General features: G+C 62.6%; 18 protein-coding genes. 10 read left to right on the forward strand and 8 right to left on the reverse strand.

What is annotated here, in order from left to right; genetic code table 11:
* Position 1 precedes the first annotated feature (1 nt).
* Together sufB and GVL04_RS03655 are read right to left on the reverse strand one after the other, a co-directional pair.
* Complete coding sequence (gene sufB / locus GVL04_RS03650; RefSeq protein ID WP_062068692.1) at positions 2-1,465, reverse strand: Fe-S cluster assembly protein SufB; 1,464 nt, start codon at positions 1,463-1,465, stop codon at positions 2-4.
* Positions 1,465-2,286 (reverse strand): metalloregulator ArsR/SmtB family transcription factor, encoded by an 822-nt coding sequence (locus GVL04_RS03655; RefSeq protein ID WP_159699713.1) that lies wholly within the window; start codon positions 2,284-2,286, stop codon positions 1,465-1,467. The genes sufB and GVL04_RS03655 overlap by 1 nt, the downstream gene beginning before the upstream one ends.
* A gap of 108 nt (positions 2,287-2,394) precedes the next feature.
* Here GVL04_RS03655 and GVL04_RS03660 point away from each other — a divergent pair, with 108 nt between their 5' ends.
* From GVL04_RS03660 to GVL04_RS03670, 3 genes are read left to right on the forward strand one after another with little or no spacing between them, the layout of a single operon-like run.
* Positions 2,395-3,360: an ABC transporter ATP-binding protein gene (locus GVL04_RS03660; RefSeq protein ID WP_159699716.1), complete on the forward strand. Its 966-nt coding sequence runs from the start codon at positions 2,395-2,397 to the stop codon at positions 3,358-3,360.
* Positions 3,357-4,121, forward strand: a complete 765-nt coding sequence (locus GVL04_RS03665) for an ABC transporter permease (RefSeq protein ID WP_159699719.1) — start codon at positions 3,357-3,359, stop codon at positions 4,119-4,121. The genes GVL04_RS03660 and GVL04_RS03665 overlap by 4 nt, the downstream gene beginning before the upstream one ends.
* Before the next feature lie 47 nt (positions 4,122-4,168).
* Positions 4,169-5,113: a heme A synthase gene (locus GVL04_RS03670; RefSeq protein ID WP_159699722.1), complete on the forward strand. Its 945-nt coding sequence runs from the start codon at positions 4,169-4,171 to the stop codon at positions 5,111-5,113.
* An 8-nt stretch (positions 5,114-5,121) separates the two neighbouring features.
* Here GVL04_RS03670 and GVL04_RS03675 read toward each other — a convergent pair whose 3' ends face one another.
* The 4 genes from GVL04_RS03675 to GVL04_RS03690 are packed head-to-tail and all read right to left on the reverse strand — an operon-like array spanning position 5,122 to position 9,527.
* On the reverse strand, positions 5,122-7,089 hold the full coding sequence (locus GVL04_RS03675) for an ATP-binding cassette domain-containing protein (protein ID WP_159699725.1): 1,968 nt from the start codon (positions 7,087-7,089) through the stop codon (positions 5,122-5,124).
* Positions 7,086-8,252, reverse strand: a complete 1,167-nt coding sequence (locus GVL04_RS03680; protein WP_159699728.1) for a peptidoglycan-binding domain-containing protein — start codon at positions 8,250-8,252, stop codon at positions 7,086-7,088. Before GVL04_RS03680 ends, GVL04_RS03675 begins: the two co-directional genes overlap by 4 nt.
* Positions 8,239-9,144 carry a hypothetical protein gene (locus tag GVL04_RS03685; RefSeq protein WP_159699731.1) on the reverse strand — a complete coding sequence of 302 codons (906 nt, stop codon included), beginning with the start codon at positions 9,142-9,144 and terminating at the stop codon, positions 8,239-8,241. Before GVL04_RS03685 ends, GVL04_RS03680 begins: the two co-directional genes overlap by 14 nt.
* Before the next feature lie 2 nt (positions 9,145-9,146).
* On the reverse strand, positions 9,147-9,527 hold the full coding sequence (locus GVL04_RS03690) for a peptidase inhibitor family I36 protein (protein WP_159699734.1): 381 nt from the start codon (positions 9,525-9,527) through the stop codon (positions 9,147-9,149).
* Between the two features lie 213 nt (positions 9,528-9,740).
* Between GVL04_RS03690 and GVL04_RS03695 the strand changes: the two genes are divergently transcribed.
* Positions 9,741-10,289, forward strand: coding sequence for a TOPRIM nucleotidyl transferase/hydrolase domain-containing protein (locus GVL04_RS03695; RefSeq protein WP_159699737.1), 549 nt, complete (start codon positions 9,741-9,743; stop codon positions 10,287-10,289).
* 392 nt (positions 10,290-10,681) lie between these two features.
* Here the strand turns inward: GVL04_RS03695 and GVL04_RS03700 are convergent, their stop codons facing one another.
* Positions 10,682-11,644, reverse strand: a complete 963-nt coding sequence (locus tag GVL04_RS03700) for a heme o synthase (RefSeq protein ID WP_159699740.1) — start codon at positions 11,642-11,644, stop codon at positions 10,682-10,684.
* Between the two features lie 429 nt (positions 11,645-12,073).
* Between GVL04_RS03700 and tkt the strand changes: the two genes are divergently transcribed.
* The 6 genes from tkt to pgl are packed head-to-tail and all read left to right on the forward strand — an operon-like array spanning position 12,074 to position 20,308.
* Entirely contained in the window at positions 12,074-14,200 is a 2,127-nt protein-coding gene (gene tkt, locus GVL04_RS03705) for a transketolase (protein ID WP_235036143.1), read from the forward strand.
* Positions 14,201-14,233: 33 nt separating this feature from the next.
* The gene (gene tal / locus GVL04_RS03710) at positions 14,234-15,352 is read left to right on the forward strand and encodes a transaldolase (RefSeq protein ID WP_014921875.1); all 1,119 of its coding nucleotides are present in this window, start codon (positions 14,234-14,236) and stop codon (positions 15,350-15,352) included.
* 6 nt (positions 15,353-15,358) lie between these two features.
* Positions 15,359-16,990 carry a glucose-6-phosphate isomerase gene (locus GVL04_RS03715; RefSeq protein ID WP_159699743.1) on the forward strand — a complete coding sequence of 544 codons (1,632 nt, stop codon included), beginning with the start codon at positions 15,359-15,361 and terminating at the stop codon, positions 16,988-16,990.
* 15 nt (positions 16,991-17,005) lie between these two features.
* Entirely contained in the window at positions 17,006-18,562 is a 1,557-nt protein-coding gene (zwf, locus tag GVL04_RS03720) for a glucose-6-phosphate dehydrogenase (protein WP_159699746.1), read from the forward strand.
* Positions 18,559-19,500: a glucose-6-phosphate dehydrogenase assembly protein OpcA gene (locus GVL04_RS03725; RefSeq protein WP_090821326.1), complete on the forward strand. Its 942-nt coding sequence runs from the start codon at positions 18,559-18,561 to the stop codon at positions 19,498-19,500. Before zwf ends, GVL04_RS03725 begins: the two co-directional genes overlap by 4 nt.
* Positions 19,490-20,308 (forward strand): 6-phosphogluconolactonase, encoded by an 819-nt coding sequence (gene pgl, locus GVL04_RS03730; RefSeq protein WP_159699749.1) that lies wholly within the window; start codon positions 19,490-19,492, stop codon positions 20,306-20,308. Before GVL04_RS03725 ends, pgl begins: the two co-directional genes overlap by 11 nt.
* Here the strand turns inward: pgl and GVL04_RS03735 are convergent.
* Positions 20,261-20,656 carry an RNA polymerase-binding protein RbpA gene (locus tag GVL04_RS03735; RefSeq protein WP_159699751.1) on the reverse strand — a complete coding sequence of 132 codons (396 nt, stop codon included), beginning with the start codon at positions 20,654-20,656 and terminating at the stop codon, positions 20,261-20,263. The two genes, pgl and GVL04_RS03735, sit on opposite strands and share 48 nt — an antisense overlap.
* Positions 20,657-20,738 lie beyond the last annotated feature (82 nt).

Consider the following 20,738-nt stretch of genomic DNA (forward strand, 5'->3'; position numbering starts at 1 on the left):
GTTAACCGACGGACCCTTCCATCTGCAGTTCAATCAGGCGGTTCAGCTCAAGAGCGTATTCCATGGGCAATTCACGGGCGATCGGCTCGATGAAGCCACGCACGATCATGGCCATGGCCTCGTCCTCAGGCATGCCGCGGGACATCAGATAGAAGAGCTGCTCTTCGCTGACGCGTGAAACGGTGGCCTCGTGGCCCATGACAACGTCGTCCTCGCGGATGTCGATGTACGGGTACGTGTCCGAACGGGAAATGGTGTCCACCAGGAGGGCGTCACAACGGACCGTGTTGGCTGAGTGCTTGGCACCTTCGCGGACCTGGACCAGGCCACGGTAAGCGGCACGGCCGCCGCCGCGGGCCACGGACTTGGAAATAATGGAGCTCTTGGTGTTCGGAGCAATGTGCACCATCTTTGACCCGGTGTCCTGGTGCTGGCCCTCGCCGGCGAAGGCGATGGACAGCGTCTCACCCTTGGCGTGCTCGCCAACGAGGTAGACGGCCGGGTACTTCATGGTCACCTTGGAGCCGATGTTGCCATCGATCCACTCCATGGTTGCGCCTTCTTCGCAGATGGCGCGCTTGGTAACCAGGTTGTACACGTTGGTGGACCAGTTCTGGATGGTGGTGTAGCGGACGCGGGCGCCCTTCTTCACGATGATCTCCACAACCGCAGAGTGCAGGGAGTCCGAGGTGTAGATCGGAGCCGTGCAGCCTTCGATGTAGTGAACGTAGGAGTCCTCATCAGCGATGATCAGCGTGCGCTCGAACTGGCCCATGTTCTCCGTGTTGATACGGAAGTACGCCTGCAGCGGGATGTCCACGTGCACGCCCTTGGGCACGTACACGAACGAACCGCCGGACCATACAGCCGTGTTCAACGAGGCGAACTTGTTGTCGCCCACGGGAATGATGGTGCCGAAGTACTCCTGGAAGATCTCCGGGTGTTCGCGCAAAGCGGTGTCGGTGTCCAGGAAGATGACGCCCTGGGCCTCGAGGTCCTCGCGGATCTGGTGGTAGACGACCTCGGACTCATACTGGGCGGCGACACCGGACACGAGGCGGCTGCGCTCAGCTTCGGGGATGCCCAGCTTCTCGTAGGTGTTCCGGATGTCTTCCGGAAGGTCTTCCCACGTTGCCGCCTGCTTCTCAGTGGAACGCACGAAGTACTTGATGTTGTCGAAGTCGATACCCGAGAGGTCTGCACCCCAGGTAGGCATCGGCTTGCGGTCGAAGTACTTCAGGCCCTTAAGCCGCAGATCGAGCATCCATTCGGGCTCGTTCTTCTTCGAGGAGATGTCGCGGACAACCTCCTCGTTGAGGCCACGACGGGCATTTGCGCCTACGTCGTTCTTGTCGGCCCAGCCGTACTCGTAGTTTCCGATACCGTGCAGTTCGGGATTCTTCTCCAGAATCTCCGAGATCACAGTGCCTTCGGCTACCGCTTTCTCTGCTATTTGGTCCGTCATCACGGCCTTTCTTGCTGGTTGTTTGATTCCTGGTACGGGTTCCCGGACTGCTCTGCGACATCCTGGGATGCCGTGGCAGCCGGGCGCCCGGTAGGTATGTGGGTGGTGCAAACGTGTCCGCCCTGCGCGAGCGTGGAAAGGCGCCGGACATCGACGCCCACCAGGCGGGAGAAGACCTTGGTCTCCGTGTCGCAGAAGACGGGGAACTCCGCTGCCAGCCGCTGGATGGGACAGTGTCCCTGGCAAAGCTGGACGCTGGACAGCGCAGCGGGCAACGGGGCCTTGGCTTCGATGGAATGAGCCGAGGCAACGAATCGGTCGCGGCTCAGGGCTTTCGAGAGCGCCATGGCCCGGGCAGTGATGTCATCTCCGGCGGCCTCGACCTCAGGAGCATAGCGCCGTTCCATGTCGGAGAAGCGCTCCTCCGCGTACTGGCGGACTGCGTCTTCACCGGCCAGTTCCTGGAGGCGCCGGAGCGCGGAGCTGGCAATGTTCAGGTAATCGTCGCCCAGCGTGGATTGTCCTTGGGAGCTCAGGACATAGCGACGCGCGGGGCGGCCAGCGCCGGATCCGGCCTTGGCTACGCGCTTGACCTCGATCACGCCGCTGCGTTCCAAATGGTCAAGGTGGCGGCGAACCGCAGCCGGTGTAAAACCGAGAAGGTCACCGAGCTCCGCGGCACTCACCGGGCCGTTTTCGAGAACTGCGCTCAGGACACGGTCCCGGGTGCGGTCATCGGCGTCCGGCAGCGCAGGCGAAGCCACAAAGGCCTCTGCCGCTGCAGCATGCCGCTTTGAGGGCATGGAAACTGGACTGCTCATGGAATACACAACACAATCATGTCGTAATTTGTTTCATGCATCCAGTAAGGCAAGGCTGACTTGGCTGCCTGCCAAGTGTGACCGTACTACTTCACGTAGAATACTCTGGTGCGATCACCCGAATCCCCTGTCCTCACCATAGACGGACTCATTAAGGATGTAGGCCCTTTGGCCTCCCTTGACGGCAAGATGCTCCGGGTGGTCAGTGGACTGTCCCTGGTGGCCGAGCGAGGCCAGGTCACTGCCCTCCTGGGCGCGAACGGTGCCGGTAAAACCACCACCCTCGAATGTGCGCAGGGTTTGCAAAAGCGGACGGCTGGCAGCATTTCCCTGCTTGGCGCGGACCCGGACACGGCAGGTGCCGACTTGAGGTCCCGCGTAGGTGTGATGCTCCAGGACGGCGGACTGCCGCCGTCGGCCCGTCCGATTCCCCTTCTGCGGCACGTTGCCGGCATGTACCAAAACCCCATGGATGTTGACGCGTTGGTGGAACGGCTGGGAATCGGCCAGTTCAGCCGCACCAACGTGCGCCGTCTGTCCGGCGGTCAAAAGCAACGGCTGGCATTGGCAGCTGCGCTGGTGGGCAATCCCGAGATCCTTTTCCTCGATGAGCCCAGCGCCGGACTTGATCCCCAATCGCGCCAGATGGTTTTCGAGCTGATTGCCGAACTTCGGGACGCCGGCATGGGTATCGTCCTGACCACCCACCTGATGGACGACGCCGAGCGTCTTGCCGATTACGTCTACATCATCGACGGCGGCCATAACGTTGTTGAAGGAACGGTCGCCGAGCTGCTTCAGCACGATCACGCTGCGGACACCGCCATTACCGACCGGACCCTTTACTTCGATGCCCCGTGCGGGCTCGATTTCGCCGGGGCTGTTGGCGCTGGTCTTGACCTATCAGAGACCAGGCCCGGTAGTTACTCCATCACCGGCCAAATCACGCCCCAAGACCTCGCAGCCTTGACTGCATGGTGGGCGGAACGGAATATCATGCCTGCCTCGCTGCGCTTGGAAGCCCGCAGCCTTGAAGACGTGTTCCTGGACATTTCCGGAAGGAACCTCCGATGAGCAAGCTCCTATCGCCAAACGCAGGGCCGGCCTCGTTGCCGCGCCGGATTATCCAGCAGGGGCGTTACGAGACGATCACCATGCTGCGCAACGGTGAGCAACTTATTCTCGCCATCGTGCTCCCGTTGATGGCGCTGGTGGGACTAGTGGTTACTCCCATGCTTGACGGTCTGGGCGGATCACGTGTTGACGTGGCCACGCCGGGAATCCTGGCCCTTTGTGCCATGTCCACGGCATTTACCGGTCAAGGCATTGCTACCGGCTTTGATCGCCGGTACGGAGTTCTTCGTTTCCTGTCCACCACGCCACTTGGGAGGGGCGGTCTGATTGCCGGGAAGATTCTCGCCGTATTGGTGGTTCTTTTCCTCCAGGTGCTGGTGGTGGGCACCATTGCGGCCCTGCTGGGATGGCAACCACGCCCGGAGGCCTGGCTCCCGGGGCTCGGGCTGCTGGTTCTCGGCGCTGCCGCTTTCACCGCGCTGGGCTTGCTGGTCGCCGGCACCGTCCGGCCGGAGGCCACGCTGGCGATAACCAACCTTCTGTGGATCCTGCTCGGCGCGCTGGGCGGGATTGTGGTACCCGCCGACAGGCTTCCCGGCCCGCTGCAGGGCATCGTCCAGTTCCTTCCCTCAGGAGCCTTGGGCCAAGCGCTCCGGGATGCCTTCTTGTTGGGCACGGTACCGTTCCCGGCTGTTCTCATCCTCCTGCTGTGGACAGTACTGGCCGGTGCCGCAGCAATCCGATGGTTCAAGTGGAACTAACCCGCCCCGAACCGACCAACCATGCAGAACCGAGAAGTGAGAAAACTGTGAGCACGGCATCGCGCCTCCCGAAAACCGTCCAGCGATTGACGTCCAAGCTGCCCACCGAGGTCAACAACGCCGTGCGCCGCCTGGCATTGTTCTCTCTCATCGGGCAGACAGTCCTCGTGGTAACCGGCGGCGCAGTGCGCCTCACGGCGTCGGGCCTCGGCTGCCCCACCTGGCCGCGGTGCACCAGTGACTCACTCGTCAACACGCCGGAAATGGGCATCCACGGATTCATCGAATTCGGAAACCGCCTGCTGACCTTTGCCCTCGCTGCCGTTGCCGCACTCATGCTGGTGTACTTGTGGAACCTCCGCAAGGAACGACGCGACCTTTTCATCCTGGCACTGGGACTCCTTGCCAGCATCCCTGCGCAAGCGGTTATCGGTGGAATCACCGTGCTGTCCAACCTCAATCCCTGGGTTGTTGGCCTGCACTTCCTTGTCTCGATGGCGCTGGTCGTTTTCGCTACCCTGTTGGTCAACCGGGCCTACGGCCGTACCGGGCACTTCATGAACCGGACGCTGCCTGCCCTCCCCGCGATTGCCCGCCCCGTGACGACGGCCGTTGCTGTTTTCTCGGCACTGTCTGTGATGCTGGGTGTCGTTGTGACCGGGGCCGGACCCCATGCAGGCGATGCTGATGCTCCACGCAACGACCTGGACTGGGACCTCTTTTCGCACATCCACGCCGTTCCCGCCTACCTCATCACCGCCGGAACCCTGTTTGCTGTGTACCTGGTGATCCGCCACAAGATCGCCGGTCCGTTCAGAACTGCTACATACATGTTGCTGGGCGTGACATTGCTCCAGGCTGCCATCGGATTCACCCAGTACTACAACGGAATCCCCGCACTCTTGGTCGGTGCGCACATGTTCGGGGCAGCACTCCTCATGAGTGCAGCCACCAATGCCGCCGATCTTGCAAAGCACAGCCCGGTCCGTTAGCAGATCTCCTAAGCCCGGATCAGTTGCGCCGGGTTGGAACGCATGGCCAGCACGGCCGGATACACCGCGGACAAGGTGCCGCTGGCGAGTCCCGCCCCTATGCCCCATAGTGACGTGTACCAAGGGATCACAGCAGACCAACCTTCGATGGATGCGTAGGCCAGCACGGCTCCCATGCCTACGGCTGCGCCTGCAGCACCTCCCAACGCTCCCACCACGGCACCTTCGACAAGGAACATCGAGGCCAGCACTCCTCGCCGCATGCCCAGGGCAAGTCGCAGTGCAATCTCGCTGGACCGCGCCAACACGCCCAAATACATGGTGGTTCCGGCGCTGAGGCAGGCCATGGCGAGCAGGATGACGGAGACAATGGCTACCAGCCTGCCGAGGTCCGTATTGATCCCTTGTTTGAGCTCCCGGAGGTCGGCCACCGTTTGTACTTTTACGGTCCCGGGTTCAGCAGGGTTGAGGGCCTTTGGCAGCGCCTCGGCAATGGCTGCCGGCATCCCTGGACTCGTCCTAAGGACCAGGGATGCTGCCACGTTGCTGGTCAAAGAGTAGGACCCGACTCCCACCATCACCGCTGACGGCAGAACCGGGTCACGGCCCGGCTCATCAACAATCCCCACCACCGGGACCGGCTCGCCATACAGCCACACAACGACGCCGGGACCTGGCTTTGCGATACCCAGTTCATTGGCGGCATTCTGGCCCAGGATAGCGATGGGCCCTCCGAATGAATGGTCGAGCAAGGCAGCATCACCGTCGGACACCGTTGCCCCTTGGATTCGAAGGTAGGCGGAGTCGACGATCCGGACGGCCCCGTTGAACGCCGGTTGTTCGGGAAAGGACCCGGGCCGGAAGGTCGATGGTTGCACCACCGACGATGAGAGCTCGGTGATGACTCCGGCATCGTCCACACCGGATAGCCTCCTGGCTGCCTGGAGATCGTTGGTGACAGCTTCCCACGAGGCATAACCTTCCTCGCGCGTGACCCGGACTTCGTCCCTCGCGGCCTCGTCGATCCGGGCAGATACCTTGACTGAGGCACTCTCGCTCAGCCCGATGGCCGCAACCAGCCCTCCGCTGCCAAGGAGAAACGCCATGATCAGCAAAAGGGCTTTGGATGGACGAATCGTCAGCGCAGAAACTGCGTCAGCAACAACATCCGCGGCCTCGTGGCGTCGGCGCCGGACCAACGCCTGTTTGTTGCTTCCTGGACTGGCGGCGGTTGCGGGTGTCCCGACGAAACAGCCGCGGCCGACCCCTGTGTCCTTGACGATGGCCCCATCGCGCATCGTGATGATGCGGTCCGCGGCTGCAGCAATGTCGGGATCGTGCGTCACCATGGCCACGGTGGTTCCTGAGTCACTGAGCTCACGCAAATGATGGATGACGATCTTGCCGTTCGCGGTGTCGAGGCTGCCTGTGGGTTCGTCCGCAAGCACAACTTTCGGAGCTCCGATCACGGCCCGGGCGATGGCCAGGCGTTGACGCTCTCCCCCGGATAATAGCGACGCCGGGGTTGCCGCCCTGTGCCCAAGCCCAAATTTCCTCAGAGCGGGCATGACCAGCTGTTTCTGGACGGACAGCCCTATTCCCCGTGCGCGAAGGCCCAGCACGGCATTTCGGGCCGCGGCGTCACGCCCCAACATATGGGATTCCTGGAAGACAAAGCCAAAGACATCGGCCCGCCGGTCTGCCCGCGCTCTCTCGTCGAGGTCCGCGACATTCATACCTCTGATCCGGTATGTGCCCGATGTCGGTGTGTCCAAAAGACCAAGGACGTTGAGCAGCGTGGACTTTCCCGAACCGGAGGGACCCACTATGGCCACGAATTCCCCCTCATGGATGTCGAGGTCCACGTCCACCAACGCCATCGTCCCGGGAAAGCCGCGGCTAACGCCTCGTAGGCTGAGGATGGGCAGGCGCTGCGCACGCGCTGATGATTCGTGGGCGGGCACAAGCGCACTCATTGCAGTTTCACCTGATCCCCTACGATCAGGCCGTCTACGTCCGCGATCGCCGCCCACCCGTCTGCCTGCGCGGTGACCTTGACCTCCAGGCGGCGGGGCTCGCTGTTCCCTTCAACCAGGAGGTACGGTGTCCCGCCGTCCTGGCGAATCGCAATGAGGGGAACGGCGAGGGACTCTGCAACTGCGCTGCCTGAAGTCATGGTGACTGACTGGTCTGCGGCGAATCCCTGTGTCCCCGGCGGCAATGCTACGGTGATGTCTTTTCCAGGGATTTCGTTTTTGTTTTGGTCACCCTCCAGGAAGCTGCTGACCTGCACCACCGTGGTGTCCAGGACCGTTGAACCGGCCCTGACCGTTACGGGCGTGCCCACCACGAAAGTCTCGGATTGAACAACATCTGCACGGGCAACAATGGAGTCGTCGGCGACCCTGACCCGGGCCACGATCCCGTCCTCGGCCAGAAGTGAACCGGGTCCGGCGATGGAAGCTACAGTCCCGGAGTCACCGGGGACCTGGACAAATTCCCGCCAGCGAAACATGACGCCCGACGAGTTCGTTGGTGCTGCATTACCAGCTTCCTCCTGAGGGAGTGGATCGGGCGCAGCGGGGGCTTTGTACCCTGCGGCTTTGTACCACGATCCCAGTGCCTGCTGAGTAGCCAGGTCAAAGGTTCCTGTTGTGGCGCATGCATACCCGAAGTTCGTCAAGGCCGCTTGGAGGGCTTTGACATCGGGACCCGAGTCCCTTGGGCTGATGTCCCGATACAACGGCACGCTGCTGGGCAGTATCAGCAGCGGCCTCCCGGAGACCACCGCCAGCACTTCACCGGGAACCACGGGGCTCCCGGCCTCTTTTGCCACGTCCGTCACCACCAGTCTGTCAACACCTTCGGCGGGGCTCGCCTGAAGGGTGGACTGGGCTCCTGGAACGACTTTCCCGGAAAGAACCACCTGTTTGACCACCGCACGGCGTTCTACCGTTGCCGAAACCGGAACCACCGAGGCCAGAGTCGGCATCGGCTCCGTCCCGGCCGTTGTGTGCGCTCCCGCCCAGTAGGCGGTACCCAAGCCTGCCAGCACAACGGCCGACGCGACAGATATCAGCCACCATCGTGGGACGCGCCTCATGCCGCGGCGAATCAGCAGGGACTCAGAGTCCTGCATCAGCCACGCCGTGATCGCGCAGTATTTGCTTGGCACGCTCCACAGCGGCAGCCTTTTCATCTGCCAGGGCGTTCAGTTCAGCCTGATGGTCCTTCATCTGTGCTGCCTGGTACTCAGCGAGAATGTCATAGGGTTTGCCGGCGCCGCCGTTGGCCTCCTTGCAGTCCAGAGCCAGCAAGGCAACACGAATCTCGTCTTCCTTGGAGCCGCCCGACGTCAGATTCCACGAACCTTGCTCCGAAACCTTGAGACCTTTCCCGGCCACGCAATCCTCCCAAGCCCGCCGGAAAGCCAAATACTCGGAATCGCGTTCCGTCAGCGCCACGGCGTTGCGCGTGATCTGATTCTGGACGGATGTGTCTCCAGCCAGACCCTCCAGGAGTTCGGGCAAACCTGCCCGCCCCACTGAATTGGTGCACTTCACTTCCGTTTCCTGTTGCTTGGCACTGAGGGGCGGGCGCTCGGGCTGCTCGTCCATCACGCCGGGAATCTGCCTGATCTCCGGCATGGCACCGTTCCTGGCAGCCAAAGAGCGGGACCACTGACCATATCTGTAGTCCTGAAGGGCTTTACCTCCACCGCCCCATGGAGCCACCGTGAACCCGGCATCTTCCACGCAATCGTAGATGAGGAAGGCCACCGCCGAATTGACGATGACGTTCTCACGGTCTGAGTACCAGTAGGCACTCATCGGGAGAATCACCTCTCCACTGGCCTCGTTGAGTGACGCCGTGGCTCCAGCCCCGGCAGAACGATCAACGTCCGGCAGGCTGATGGCCGTGGACGCGGTGGGTGACGCTGCCGGCGGGCCCGAACAGGCCACGCCGGCCGGCACGACAACAGCCAGCGTCGCTGCGAACTTGAGAACCGCACCAAAAGTGGGAGATCGCAAGGCTAACCCCAGATGCTGGAGATCTCGTCGTCCCAGTTCACACCGGCATACATTGATACACCTCGAAGATCGTTGACGGCGTTGCCACCCCTGAAAATCACGGCATGGCCGGAGTAGTTGAGGTCCCGATACAGGTACACGTAAGGCGATTGAATGTTCGCAGGCGGGCCTATGACTATGGAACTGGCCTTATCGTTTGCCGTGTCACCCACATATGATGCGACCCAGTTATAGGTCCGTTGAGTCCCCGTGAACCAGTAATTGTCGTAGAGACATACGCGGGCCGTGGAGCAAGCCGGTGCGGCTTGCGCGGCGGTCACTCCGGTCAAGACCGAAGCCGAAGCAACCGTCAGAATCCCGGCTGTACGCAGGAGTGCTTTCACTGTTTTCCCCAATGCTCGTGCGGCGCGGAACAGCTCTGTTCCATCACGAACACTAGGTTGCACACGGCACCACCTAGATGACTTTTCCGCAAATTAGGTGGCATTTGGACAGGAATTAGGTGCCCGGAGTCCGGAACTAGGTGCTGCAACGGGCCTTCTAGGTAGCAAAGCGCGTCAAGGCGCTTCGCTGCCGGCATCCCCCATACTGGTCCAATGCGAACCACAACGGTGTTGGTCGAGGGCGAAAGTGACAGTGTGGCGGTCCAGGCGCTGGCCCTTCGACTTGGCCATGACTTGGCGGAAGAGCATGTGCAGATCGTCCCAATGGGTGGAGCTACCAGCATCATCCACTTCCTCGACCGCTACGGGCCGAAGGGGGCCGGCCATAGGTTGCTTGGTCTATGTGATGCCGGGGAGTCCCAAGGAATAGCCCGTGCGCTTATCCGCGCCGGTGTCGGATCCGGACCGTTGGAAGAGCGCGGGTTCCAAGTATGTGATGCCGATCTGGAGGATGAACTCATCCGATGCCTGGGAACCGACGCTGTGCTCGAGGTCATCGAAGCTCAAGGCGAGCTGGCGTCATTTCGGCTCCTTCAACGCCAGCCATCGCTTCGCGAACGGCCCGTAACAGCGCAACTGCAGCGATTCTTTGGAGGGCGCAGTGGCAACAAGGTCCGCTACGCACCCCTGCTTATCGAGGCGCTCCCTGCCGGGCAAGCACCCCCGCCGCTGGCGCGTCTCGTCGAATCATTTGCGGGGTGATGCAGGACGCTCTGGAACCCGCGGAAGGTGAGAGAGCGTAGGGCTCAAGCCCGCGGGAGGTGAGAGAGCGTAGGGCTCAAGCCCGCGGGAGGTGAGAGAGCGTAGGGCTCAAGCCCGCGGGAGGTGAGAGAGCGTAGGGCTCAAGCCCGCGGGAGGTGAGAGAGCGTAGGGCTCAAGCCCGCGGGAGGTGAGAGAGCGTAGGGCTCAAGCCCGCGGGAGGTGAGAGAGCGTAGGGCTCAAGCCCGCGGGAGGTGAGAGAGCGTAGGGCTCAAGCCCGCGGGAGGTGAGAGAGCGTCCTTGCTTTGGGCGGAAAAGCGCGACGCCGGCACTGACCACTGAAACAAAATGGCGAGTACCGGCGTCGTGCGTTGGTGCTTGAGGGTTCGGGGAACCTAGCCGCCGATGATCGGCGAACCGATGAAGGGGTCAACGGCCAACGCGATGAAGAGCAGCGTGAGGTAGCTGATGGAGCCGTGGAAGACCTTCATGGCTCCCTTATTGGAGACGTCGCCGCCCTGTGCCCGCTTGTACAAAGCGTGGCTCTCGTAGAGGAACCAGGCTCCGGCCGCGACAGCGACGATCGTGTAAACCCAGCCGGCCCCACCGACAGGGACCATCAGCAGCGAACAGGCAACCATGGCCCAGGCGTAAAGAACAACCTGTACCGAAACGACTTTGGCACCGGCGATAGCGCCGAGCATGGGTACCTTTGCATTGCGGTAGTCCTCGCCGTACCGCATGGACAGCGGCCAGTAGTGCGGCGGCGTCCAGAGGAAGATCACCATGAAGAGAACGACGGCGGGCCACTCCACAGTGTTGGTGACGGCTGCCCAGGCGATCAACACCGGGAAGCATCCGGCGGCGCCACCCCAGACGATGTTCTGGGCAGTGCGGCGCTTGAGGATCATCGTGTAGATGACGACGTAGAAGACAATGGCGCCCAGGCCAAGCCACGCTGACAGTGGATTGGCGCCGAACCAGAGGATTGCGATGGACGCCGCGCCTAGTAACCAGGCGAAGATCAGGGCTTCGCGCGGAGTTACCTCGCCGGTGACCAACGGGCGCTTCTCGGTGCGGTGCATCAGTTTGTCGATGTCGCGGTCGATGTAGCAGTTGAATACTCCGGCGCTGCCTGCCGCGAACGCACCGCCGACGAGCGTTGCAAGGATCAATCCGATGGAAGGGAATCCGCGTTGGGCAAAGATCATGGTGGGCAACGTGCTCACGAGGAGCAGCTCGATGACACGTGGTTTTGTCAGTGCCAGATACGCCTTCAACTTACGGGAAATTCCGATGCTTCCCCGGGCCGGGGACGCGTTAAGGGGCGTATCAGTTGTGCTCACGGCGGCAGTCACTCTGTTCTATGCTCTGGGGTTCTCGCAGCGGCTGCCGTCCCGGTTTTCTAAAAGCAAACGCGGGCGCATGTACCGCTGGTGGCCTCCAAATATCATACCGTGGCCGGAAGTGCCCCGATGTCCGCAAAATACGTCAATGTTTCCGAATCTTCACTCCCCTGACAGGCCATCGTGATTCATATAAGGGAATTTCTGTCCAGTTAGTGGGATTCCCTGAGTTCCATGCCACGTTTGGGGCTAAGCTGTTGAGCAGATCAGCACACGTTGACGATCCGGGAAACCGTATTCTCGGATATCCGTGCGTCTGGATGAGAGATCAACGTTTCAATGGTGAACGGCTGGTAGACACATTGCAGCGGGCGCCATCCTGTGCTTCCTGCGTGCCGTGTCCGTACGCCTGCCGTCAGCACAGAGAGGGGCTCGGTTTTCGTGCCACATTTGGAAGAGCAAGAACTGTCATGGACCGATCTGGACAAGAAGGCAGTTGACACCGTTCGCGTGTTGGCCGCCGACGCCGTGGAGAAGGTCGGCAACGGCCACCCGGGAACGGCAATGAGCTTGGCTCCGGCAGCATACTTGCTGTTCCAGAAGCTGATGCGTCATGACCCGAAGAACCCGGACTGGATCGGCCGTGACCGGTTCGTCCTGTCCCCCGGTCACACCTCGCTGACCCTTTACATCCAGTTGTTCCTCTCCGGCTACGGCCTGGAACTGAAGGACCTTGAGGCGCTGCGTACCTGGGGTTCGCTGACCCCGGGCCACCCCGAGTACAAGCACACCGCCGGTGTGGAAATCACCACCGGCCCGCTCGGCCAGGGCCTGGCTTCGGCTGTTGGTTTCGCTTACTCCCAGCGCCGCCAACGCGGCCTGTTCGACGCCGATGCTCCCGCCGGCGAGTCGCCGTTCGACCACACCATCTGGGTGATCGCTTCCGACGGCGACCTGCAGGAAGGCGTGACGTCCGAGGCTTCCTCCCTCGCCGGGCACCAGGAGCTGGGCAACCTCGTGGTGATCTACGACGAGAACCACATCTCCATCGAAGACGACACCGACATCGCCTTCACCGAAGACGTCCTCAAGCGTTACGAGGCCTACGGCTGGCACACCCAGCGCGTTGACTGGACCAAGACCGGCGACTACGTCGAAGACGTCCAGGAACTGTACTCCGCACTGCAGGCAGCCAAGGCTGAGACGAACAAGCCGTCCATCATCTCGCTGCGCACCATCATCGGCTACCCGGCCCCGAAGAAGCAGAACACCGGAAAGATCCACGGTTCCGCCCTGGGCGCCGAGGAAGTCGCAGCATTGAAGACCGTGCTCGGTTTCGATCCGGCCAAGTCCTTCGACGTTGATGAAGAAGTACTGGCACACGCCCGCAAGGTCCTTGACCGTGGCGCCGAGTCCCGCGCAGCATGGCAGGCCTCCTTCGAGGCATGGCAGTCCGCCAACCCGGATGCCGCTGCCCTGCTGGAGCGCGTTGAAGCCAAGAAGCTTCCCGTGGGCATTGACGCCGCGCTTCCGGTGTTCGAAGCCGGCAAGGATGTTTCCACCCGCGCGGCCTCGGGCAAGGTCCTGAATGCCATCGGCCCGGTCCTTCCCGAACTCTGGGGCGGCTCGGCCGACCTCGCCGAGTCGAACAACACCACCATCGAAGGTTCGCCGTCGTTCATCCCGACGTCGCGTTCCACGGACGCCTGGAAGGGCAACCCGTACGGACGCGTACTGCACTTCGGTATCCGTGAGCACGCTGCCGCGTCGATCGTGAACGGCATTTCCCTGCACGGCCGCACCCGCGCTTTCTCCGGCACGTTCCTGATCTTCAGTGACTACCAGCGCCCGGCAATTCGCCTCGGCGCCCTGATGGGTGTTCCGTCCCTCTACGTGTGGACGCACGACTCCATCGGCCTGGGCGAAGACGGCCCCACGCACCAGCCCGTGGAACAGCTCGCCTCCCTGCGCGCCATCCCGGGCTTGGACGTCGTCCGTCCCGGTGACGCCAACGAGGTCTCCGCAGCATGGAAGGTCATGCTCGAGAACCACGAGAACCCGGCCGGCATCGTCCTGACCCGCCAGAACATCCCCACCTATGCCCGAGGCGAAGGTGAAGCCGCTGGTGACACGTTCGGTTCCACCGCAGGTGTGGCCAAGGGCGGCTACGTGCTGGCCGAGGCATCCAAGGACGGCGCGAGCGTTGACGCGCAGGTCATCCTGATCGGCACCGGATCGGAAGTCCAGCTCGCCGTCGAGGCCCGTGAAGCACTCCAGTCGGAGGGCATCGCAGCGCGCGTAGTGTCCATGCCGTGTGTTGAGTGGTTCAACAAGCAGGACGAGGCGTACCGCGAGTCCGTGCTCCCCGCTGCCGTGAAGGCCCGTGTTTCGGTTGAGGCCGGCCTCGCACTGGGCTGGCGCGAATTCGTGGGCGATGCCGGCCGTTCCATCTCCCTGGAGCACTTCGGTGCCTCGGCAGACTACAAGCGGCTCTTCAATGAATTCGGCATCACCGCCGAAGCTGTCGCAGCCGCAGCCAAAGACTCCCTCGCAGACGCCAACGCATAACAGTCTGCTCCCCCCTCACAGGAGAAAAAACACATGTCTAGCACTCCCACGCAGCAGCTCTCTGACGCCGGCGTTTCGATCTGGCTCGATGACCTTTCCCGCACCCGCCTGGACACCGGCACCCTGCAGAAGCTCATCGACGAAAAGAACGTAGTTGGTGTGACCACCAACCCGTCCATCTTCCACGCCGCCATCACCTCAGGCACTGATTACGATGCCACCATCGCAGCCCAGGCCGCCGCCGGTGCCAGCGTCGAAGAGACCATCTTCGAAATCACCACCACGGACGTTGCCGACGCCTGCGATCTGTTCGCGCCGATCGCCGCAGCCACCAACGGTGTGGATGGCCGCGTCTCCATCGAGGTGGATCCCCGCCTTGCATGGGACACCGCCGGCACCATCGCCGAGGCCAAGCACCTCTATGCGAAGGTCAACAAGGACAACGTCCACATCAAGATCCCGGCAACCCTGGAAGGCCTGGAAGCCATCACGGCAACCCTGGCTGAGGGCATCAGCGTCAACGTGACCCTGATCTTCTCCCTGGAGCGCTACCGCGCGGTCATCAACGCCTTCCAGTCCGGCCTTGAGCAGGCCAAGGAGAACGGTCACGACCTCTCCAAGATCCACTCGGTGGCATCGTTCTTCGTGTCCCGCGTTGACTCTGAAATCGACAAGCGCCTTGACGCCATCGGCACCGATGAAGCCAAGGCACTCAAGGGCAAGGCAGGCGTTGCCAACGCACGCCTGGCGTACCAGGTCTACGAAGAGCTCTTCTCCACCGAGCGCTGGGCCGTGCTGGCCGAAGCCGGCGCGCTCCCCCAGCGTCCACTGTGGGCCTCCACCGGCGTGAAGGATCCGGCTTACCCGGACACCCTCTACGTGACGGAACTCGTCGCTGCCGGCGTGGTCAACACCATGCCGGAAAAGACGCTGGATGCCACGTTCGACCACGGCGTTGTTACCGGTGACACCATCACCGGCACCTACGACGAAGCGAACGAGACCCTCAACGCCCTCGAAGCACTCGGTGTCTCCTACAACGACGTCGTAACCCTTCTCGAGACCGAAGGCCTCGAGAAGTTCGTGGGCTCCTGGAAGGAACTCCTCGCCGACGTCGAAGGCGCACTCGTCACCGCACGGAAGGCTTCCTAACCCACCATGAGCACAATCAGCTACGACGCCAGCGGTGCCGCCCAGCAGGCCATCGCCCAGCATATTGACGGACTGGTCGAAGACAAGATTGCTACCCGGATTTTCGCCAAGGACCACACGCTGTGGGGTCCTGAGGCGGAGGCCGAGTCCGCGATCCGTCTCGGCTGGGTAGAAGCGGCCACCGTGTCCCAGGCCCTGGTCGGGGACATTCTGGAACTTCGTGATGCCCTCCGCGCCGAAGGAGTTACCCGCATCGTCCTCTGTGGCATGGGTGGGTCTTCCTTGGCTCCAGAGGTTATTGCCGGTACCGCCGGCGTCGAGCTGACTGTGCTGGACAGCACGGACCCTGAGCAGGTCAGTGCTGCTTTGAATGACCGGCTGGCGGAGACGGCTATCGTCGTTTCCTCCAAGTCGGGCTCCACTGTTGAAACGGATTCCCAGCGACGGGTGTTCGAGAAGGCGTTCAACGACGCCGGAATTGATGCCAAGAGCCGCATCATCATCGTCACGGATCCGGGTTCGCCCCTGGACAAGGCCTCCCGCGAAGCAGGCTACCGTGCAGTGTTCAACGCCGATCCCAACGTTGGAGGACGCTTCTCGGCGCTCACAGCGTTCGGTCTGGTCCCCTGTGGCCTTGCCGGCGTGGACATCCAGGCCTTCCTGGACGAGGCAGAAGAAGCAGCCGAGATCCTCAACGAGGACTCAGCTGACAACATTGGTCTTGCCCTGGGCATCGCACTTGGCGGCACCAGCCCGCTGCGCAACAAAATCGTCATCGCTGAAGACGGTTCGGGCATTGTTGGTTTCGCCGACTGGGCCGAGCAGCTCATCGCCGAATCCACCGGCAAGCTGGGCACCGGCGTCTTGCCGGTCGTCGCCGGCCCGGATTCCCCCGAGGCTCTTAACGGCGCCGACGACGTCCTGGTGGTTCGGCTGGTAGGTGCCGATGCCGACGTCGAACTTCGCGAAAACGAGGTAGCTATCGCCGGTGGGCTGCCTTCCCAGATGTTCGTCTGGGAGTTCGCTACCGCGGTCGCCGGGCGACTGCTGGGGATCAACCCCTTCGACCAGCCCGACGTCGAAGCCGCCAAGGTGGCAGCGCGCGGCCTGCTGGACGCGCGCCCGGAACCCACCCCTGCCGCCTTCACCGACGGAGCAGTGGAGGTTCGTGGCGGCGACTGGTTGGGTACCGCGTCAACGGCCACCGAAGCGGTGCAGTCGTTGCTCGCCCAACTGGGTCCTGACGGTTATTTGAGCGTGCAGGCCTATCTTGACCGTATTTCACACGCTCCGCTCGAAGGCATCCGTGATGAACTCGCTGCCGTCAGTGGCCGTCCGGTGACGTTCGGTTGGGGCCCGAGGTTCCTGCACTCCACTGGTCAGTTCCACAAGGGCGGACCGGCCATCGGAGTCTTCCTGCAGATCACTGCAGCATCATCCACCGACCTCGAAATCCCTGAGCGCCCCTTCACGTTCGGTCAGCTCATCGCCGCGCAGGCTTCGGGCGACGCCCAGGTGCTGGAAGGCCATGGCCGCCCCGTACTGCGCCTGCACCTCACCGAGCGTGCAGCAGGCGTGGCCCAGCTCCAGGAAGTCGTCGCTGCATTGGCCAACCAGGCCAGCGCACTCGAAAGCTAAGGCACAGAAACAAACATGCCAGAAACTGAAAACGGCAGGAAGAACGCCGGTCTGCGGAATCCTTTGCGGGATCCGCGGGACCGGCGCCTGAACCGCATTGCCGGGCCGTCGTCGTTGGTGTTCTTCGGAGTCACCGGTGACCTTGCCCGTAAGAAGCTGATGCCCGCGGTCTATGACCTCGCGAATCGTGGGTTGTTGCCTCCGAGTTTTGCTTTGGTCGGTTTCGGCCGCCGCGACTGGGACAACGCGGATTTCGCGGCCGAGGTCAAGGAGAACGTCAAGGCCCACGCGCGAACCAGGTTCGACGAAGCAGTGTGGGAGCAGCTCGCTTCCGGTATCCGCTTTGTTCGGGGCGAGTTCGACGACGACGACGCTTTTGAGCGCCTCGGTGATGTCCTTGATGAGTTGGATGAGACCCGTGGTACCCGCGGGAACCATGGTTTTTACTTGTCGATCCCGCCCAAGGCGTTTGAGCAGGTCTGCCGACAGCTCTCCAAGCACGGCCTGGCGCAGGCGAAGCCGGGGCAGTGGCGGCGTGTGGTGATCGAGAAGCCGTTCGGGCATGACCTTGAGTCGGCCCGGCAGCTGAACGACATTGTGGAGTCGGTGTTCCCGGCTGATGCGGTGTTCAGGATCGATCATTACCTGGGTAAGGAGACGGTGCAGAACATCCTGGCGTTGCGTTTCGCGAACCAGTTGTTCGAACCGCTCTGGAACGCCAACTACGTGGACCATGTGCAGATCACCATGGCCGAGGACATCGGCACGGGCGGGCGTGCAGGCTATTACGACGGCGTGGGCGCTGCCCGTGACGTGATCCAGAACCACTTGCTGCAGTTGCTGGCGTTGACCGCGATGGAAGAGCCCATCTCCTTCAATGCCGATGATTTGCGGGCGGAGAAGGAAAAGGTCCTGGCCGCGGTCAAGCTCCCCGATGATCTGTCCACGCATTCGGCGCGGGGTCAGTTCACCGGTGGGTGGCAGGGCGGGGAGGAAGTCCTGGGCTACTTGGATGAGGACGGTATCCCGGCTGATTCGAAGACGGAGACGTTCGCGGCGATCCGGGTGGATATCAATACCCGGCGGTGGAATGGTGTTCCGTTCTACTTGCGTGCGGGTAAGCGCCTGGGCCGGCGCGTGACCGAGATCGCGGTGGTGTTCAAGCGGGCACCGAACCTGTTGTTCCGTGATCACGGTGAGGACGACTTTGGTCAGAACGCCGTGGTGATCCGGGTCCAGCCCGACGAGGGCGCGACGATCCGGTTCGGGTCCAAGGTTCCGGGCACGCAGATGGAAGTCCGTGATGTGACCATGGACTTCGGCTACGGCCATTCGTTTACCGAGTCCAGCCCCGAAGCCTACGAACGGCTGATCCTGGATGTGTTGTTGGGTGAGCCGCCGCTCTTCCCACGGCATCAGGAAGTGGAGCTGTCCTGGAAGATCCTGGACCCGTTCGAGGAGTACTGGGCCGGGCTGGATGAACAACCGCAACCCTACGCACCCGGCAGTTGGGGGCCGGCGTCGGCTGATGCCCTGCTGGCCCGTGACGGACGAACCTGGAGAAGGCCATGATCGTAGATCTTCCCGATACCACTACCTCCAAGATTTCCAAGAAGATCATGTCCCTGCGTGAGCAGGGCGGCGTGATTGCCTTGGGTCGTGTGCTGACCCTGGTGGTGGTGACCAAGTCCGGGCAGGAAGAAGAAGCCATCGAGGCAGCCAATGAAGCCAGCCGGGAACACCCCTGCCGGATCATTGTCCTGGCCGACGCCGGTGTTGAAGGCCCGGACCGTCTCGACGCGCAAATCCGTGTCGGTGGGGACGCCGGCGCGTCCGAGGTCATCGTGCTGCGCGGCCACGGGCACATGGCCCACGAAAGCGAATCCCTGGTCGCGGCCCTGCTCCTCCCGGACGCGCCGATCGTGGCCTGGTGGCCGCACGGCGCCCCGGAAAGCGCCTGCGAAACCTCCATCGGCCGCATCGCGCACCGCCGCATCACGGACTCAGCCAACGAACCAGACCCACGCCGGGCCTTGGAGAACATCCGCGCCACGTACAAAGCCGGCGACACCGACCTCGCCTGGACCCGCCTGACCAACTGGCGCATGCAACTCGCAGCTGTCTTCGACCAAGTGGACGGCGACCCCGTGTCTGCCGTTGCCGTTGAAGGTGCCTCGGACTCCCCCAGCACGCTGCTGCTGGCCGCCTGGCTGAGCCTTGCCCTGCAGGCCCCGGTCACCATCGTGGCCGACCCTGCAGGTACCGGAATCCGCCGTGTCCGCCTCACCCGAGCCAGCGGCGACGTCCAGCTCTTCCGCCCCGGCCTGTCCGTAGCGGAGCTGACGCAGCCGGGACAGCCGGCGCAGCGTATCACGCTCCCCCGCCGGAGCCTGAAGGATTGCCTCGCTGAGGAACTGCGACGGCTTGATCCGGACGAAGTCTTCGGAGAAGTGATTACGATGGGACTGCCACTTACCAGCCAGAGGAGAGTCCAGACCAGTGCACGCTGAGCCAAGAGTAAGCATCCACCCCGATTCCAAGGTGTTGATGGCCGCCATCGCGGCCCGTCTCATCACCAAGCTTGTGGATGTCCAGGACAAGCACGGCGAAGCGACGGTGGTCCTCACGGGCGGAACCGTTGGCATTGGGACGTTGAAGGCAGTAGCAGATTCCGCCGCAGCCCCTGCAGTCGACTGGTCGAAGGTCAACTTCTGGTGGGGGGACGAGCGTTTTGTTGCCGCGGACAGCGATGACAGGAATACGCGCCAAGCACATCAGGCCTTGTTGGCCCACCTGGCGGTGGATCCTGCCCGGATTCACGAGCCCGGGTCAACGGACCAGTTCGCCACCGCAGACGAAGCCGCAGACGCTTACGCTGAGGAGCTTAAAGAGGCTGCCGAAGCTGAACATGCAGCGGATATGTCTGACGACCGGTCTGACAAGCCTGGCATCCTGCCCCGCTTCGACATTCTGCTCCTTGGCGTAGGTCCGGATGCCCACATTGCGTCATTGTTCCCCGAGCAGGCAGGCGTTCGTGAGAAGGAGCGCACTGTGGTGGGCGTGGAGAACTCTCCCAAGCCGCCGCCGTCGCGCATTTCACTGACGCTGCCGGCCATCAACACCGCCCAGGAAATCTGGATGGTTGTTGCCGGCGAGGACAAGGCCGGGGCCGTTGGTCTGGCCTTGGCTGGTGCCAACCCGGTCCAGGTCCCGGCAGCGGGTCCGGCCGGTCGTGCGCGCACCCTGTGGCTTATCGACGAGAATGCAGCCTCACGCGTCCCCCAGCAGTTGGTCCGGAAGGACCCCGCGGGCGCGTAACCGTTCCAACGCTCCAGCCAGGACCACTTCGGCGTCCTGGCTGGAGCGTCTCTCTTTAACGTAATCCAGATGGGATTTGAAGAGTTCGTCCTCGGGCTTTGTGGAGGCGGGATGGCCAGGATCCCGCGATGCGGACAGGCCGCATTTCGGACAGTCCCAGCTCTTGGGAATTTGGTCGTCGGGAAGCTTAAGGAAAACAAGCCGCGTCTCGTGTCCCTTGGCGCACCAATAGGGAACCCGAATACGCGGCAGTTGCTCGCCTGCGCCGTGGTCGCTCTGATTCCTCGGAGCTGAACCCTGGGTTACACCTACGCGGGTGCCCCGATAACCAGGCGTGCCATGAACCATTTTCGAACCCCTAGCGACTCGGTGGTCGGCCGTCCCGGCCTGTGGGCCTTACGGCCAACAGGCCCAGTCTAATGCGAGGGCT

The sequence above is a fragment of the Arthrobacter sp. 18067 genome, from assembly GCF_902706295.1.
Classification (GTDB): domain Bacteria; phylum Actinomycetota; class Actinomycetes; order Actinomycetales; family Micrococcaceae; genus Arthrobacter.